Source organism: Parafannyhessea sp., from assembly GCF_051876455.1.
GTDB lineage: Bacteria > Actinomycetota > Coriobacteriia > Coriobacteriales > Atopobiaceae > Parafannyhessea.
In genome coordinates this window covers 1-3,132 of record NZ_JBJEHW010000050.1, presented here as the reverse complement: position 1 = coordinate 3,132, position 3,132 = coordinate 1, and the positions used below count along the sequence as shown (strand labels likewise).

Sequence of the window (3,132 nt, the reverse complement as noted above, 5' to 3'; positions counted from 1 at the left end):
GCGGAGTTCCTGCGGGCGGAAAACGAGGACGACGACGGGTACGACCCCTACTCGGACCGCAGGCCCAGCCCCGAACCGCTGTTCGAGCGCGACCCCTGGGACTGACGGCAGACGGTAGCAGACAGCCGCAAGGCAGAAAAAGACGGCCACGGCATATGCCGCGGCCGGCCGTCGTGTCACTAGGGGGCGTGCCGTTAGCCCAGCCTGGAGACCATCTGCGCGATGACGATCGCGACCACCACAAACACGATGATGATCGCGATGGTGGTCAGGAGCGAGCGGCGCCTGCGCATCTGGGTGCGCGTCGCGAAGATCGAGCGCTTGCCCTTGGGAACCTCCAGGTACTGGCCATAGCGCCCGCGCTGGACGGCCGCCCTGGCCTTGCGCGCGCGGCGGTACGTGTGACCGCCGGACAGCACGCCGCCGATGGCGATGTTGGAGTCGTGCGCGTAGCCCTCGGGGGCGTAGGCGCCGTCCTCCGCGTTGTCGTCAATCGCGGGCTGCGTCTTGTGCGGGGTGCGCTGCCTCACGTAGGGACTGCGGCCCATGGTCGAGCCCGAGGCGCCGGCGCCAGTCTGCCAGTCGAGCTCGCCCTCCTCGTACGCGGCGGGGTCCATCGGCTTGCGGCCGTCCGCGCCCGGCTGCCCGGGCGCGGCGTAGGGATAGTCGCCGTACTCGGCATAGTCGTCAAGCCCCAGGAGGTCGTCCTCGGACGTGGCGTCCGTGGCGCCGTCTGCGGGCTCCGCAGAGCCGCCCTGTGCGGCGTTCGTGCCTGTGGCGGAGGCGCTCATTCCGCCATCCGAGGGGGCTACGGCAGCGGCTGCGTCCTTCTCGCCCAGCGACCGTGCATCGTCCGTGCCGCCCGTATGATGCAAGGGGGCCTGTGCCGCCTCGACCAGGAAGTCGGGAATGTCCTGGTCAGAGCCATCGTGCTCCGTCTGGCGCGTCGCTCGTGCCCTGTTCAGATCGCTCTGGTCCATCGCACACCCTTGCCCTTGCATGCCACCATTCAACGCCAACTAGCATAAATCACGTGGGGGATGCAAATCCGCGCAGATGGCCCATAGCGGCAAGCCAACACAAATCAAAAATATGTCCCTCATGCACTTAGATTTGCTGACATTGTGACGCTAAGAAAACCTGTGCCGACGTGAATAAATGCCGCCTCGCGGGGAACATACCTAAGCGAAAGCAAGGCGCCGCCCTCGCGGCGCACGTCACAAGGGAGTGATGATCATGGCAAGCATGATTCCTTACAGCAACTTCGACAGGATGCTTCACAGCTGGCCGTTCGACGCGGCGGACGACTTCTTCGCGCCTCTGGCGCGCGTGACCTCCGACGCCGGCTTCAAGATGGACGTGGAGGACACCGGCGACGCCTACGTGGTCTCCGCCGAGCTGCCGGGTGTCACGAAGGACCAGATTGACGTTGAGCTTAACGAGGGCCGCCTCTCCATCAGCGTCGACAAGAAGGAGTCCGACGAGGAGAAGAACAAGAACTACCTGCAGAAGGAGACCTCGGAGTGGCAGGCAACCCGTGGCGTGTACCTGAAGGACGCCGCGCGCGAGGGCCTTTCCGCGAAGCTTGAGGGCGGCGTCCTCAAGGTGAACGTCCCGAAGGTCCAGAAGCAGTCGAACGTCACCAAGGTCGTCATCGACTAGCTGCTGCGTCGCAGGTTGATTGCAGCTGCGGGCCGGACCCACGTGGTCCGGCCCGTTTTTTGTTGCCGCGGCCCGCAACCAAGCCGCACCCCGAGTTCCTACACCGCCAGCTTGGGGCGCGGGCAGCTCAGGATGATGGGCTCGCCGTCCGTGGAGAGCCTGCCGTCGGTCACGGTGACGTCGCGTCCGTCGATCAGGTTCGCGTACGTGCCGTCGGGCGCGTCGACCTCCACCTCGCAAGCCACGCCCTTGAGCGAGAAGACCCCAAGCGTCCGGGTCGCGTCCGCCTCGACGCCAGAGAGGTGGTCGCGATAGACGACGGCCACGTTCTTCTCGTCATCCGCCTTGGCGTGGTAGTAGTCGTCCGGACGCAGGACGTCGTGCTTGATGCCGTAGAGCGTGCGCATGAGCGAGCTCTGGTCAAGCGGGCCGTCCCAGCGGCCGTCCCAGTCCACGGGGTCGCGGTCAAACAGGCTGGGCTTGTGGTCGCAGCCCACCTCCTGGCCGCCGTACAGGAGCGTCGTGCCCTTGAGGAAGTACATGAGGGACAGAAGGTTGCGCAGGTCGCGGGGGTTGCTGTCCCAGCTCGCGATGCGCGGGAGGTCGTGGTTCTCCAGGTAGCGCATCTTGTCGTAGTTGGCGGGGTAGACGCTGTCCTGGAAGTCGACCAGGTCAAGGTAGTGGCTGAGCGTCGCCTTGCCGCGCAGGTAGTCGTCAAACGTCTCCTGGATGTCGTAGGAGTACTCGATGTCAAACGCCCGGAAGGCCTCCGTGTCGCGGGCGCAGTTCATGCCCAGCGCACGGCAGGCCTGGGCAAACGAGCGGTGCACGGTCTCCGCGAGCCAGATGGCGCCGGGACGCACCTTGGCCACGGCCGCGCGAGCCTCCTCCCAGAACTCCACGGGCACAAAGGACGCCACGTCGCAGCGGAAGCCGTCCACAAACTGCGCCCAGTAGCACAGCGTCTGGATCTGGTAGTCCCACAGCGGGCGGTTCCAGTGGCCGGGCGTGCCGTAGTCAAGGTCGATCACGTCGGACCAGTCGCCCACGTGGTTTCCGGGCTGGCCGTCGGGCTTGCGATAGAAGAACTCCGGGTGCTGCTCAAACAGCACGGAGTCGGGGCTGGTGTGGTTGTAGACGACGTCGATGATGCACTTCATGCCCTGGGTGTGGATCGCGTCGACCAGCCGTTTGAAGTCATCCAGCGTGCCGAACTCCGGGTTGACCGCGCGATAGTCGCGGTTGGCGTACGGGCTGCCGAGCGTCCCCTTGCGACCCTTCACGCCGGTGGGGTGGATGGGCATGAGCCACACGATGTCGACGCCCAGGTTGTGGATGCGCTCGAGGTCGGGTATGAGCGAGAGGAACGTGCCCTCCTTGGTGTGGTTCCTTACGAAGACGGAATAGATTACCTGCTGCTGCAGCTGCGGATCGGTGTCCTGTGCCATGGGCGTTCTTCTCCTTAGCGTC

3 protein-coding genes are annotated in these 3,132 nt (G+C 65.4%); 1 reads left to right on the top strand and 2 read right to left on the bottom strand.

The window, feature by feature from the left end; translation table 11 throughout:
* Positions 1-194: 194 nt before the first annotated feature.
* Positions 195-980 (bottom strand): hypothetical protein, encoded by a 786-nt coding sequence (locus ACI38Z_RS02385; RefSeq protein WP_439788586.1) that lies wholly within the window; start codon positions 978-980, stop codon positions 195-197.
* Between the two features lie 256 nt (positions 981-1,236).
* On the opposite strand from ACI38Z_RS02385, the gene ACI38Z_RS02380 reads away from it, so the two are divergent.
* Positions 1,237-1,662, top strand: coding sequence for an Hsp20 family protein (locus tag ACI38Z_RS02380; RefSeq protein ID WP_439788585.1), 426 nt, complete (start codon positions 1,237-1,239; stop codon positions 1,660-1,662).
* Positions 1,663-1,760: 98 nt separating this feature from the next.
* Here the strand turns inward: ACI38Z_RS02380 and ACI38Z_RS02375 are convergent, their stop codons facing one another.
* A complete protein-coding gene (locus ACI38Z_RS02375) occupies positions 1,761-3,110 on the bottom strand; it encodes an alpha-amylase family glycosyl hydrolase (RefSeq protein ID WP_439788584.1) in 1,350 nt (449 codons plus the stop codon).
* Positions 3,111-3,132 lie beyond the last annotated feature (22 nt).

Coding starts and splice junctions, on each gene's coding strand:
- ACI38Z_RS02385 (WP_439788586.1), bottom strand. CDS start 980: ATGGACCAGAGCGATCTGAACAGGGCACGAGCGACGCGCCAGACGGAG.
- ACI38Z_RS02380 (WP_439788585.1), top strand. CDS start 1,237: ATGGCAAGCATGATTCCTTACAGCAACTTCGACAGGATGCTTCACAGC.
- ACI38Z_RS02375 (WP_439788584.1), bottom strand. CDS start 3,110: ATGGCACAGGACACCGATCCGCAGCTGCAGCAGCAGGTAATCTATTCC.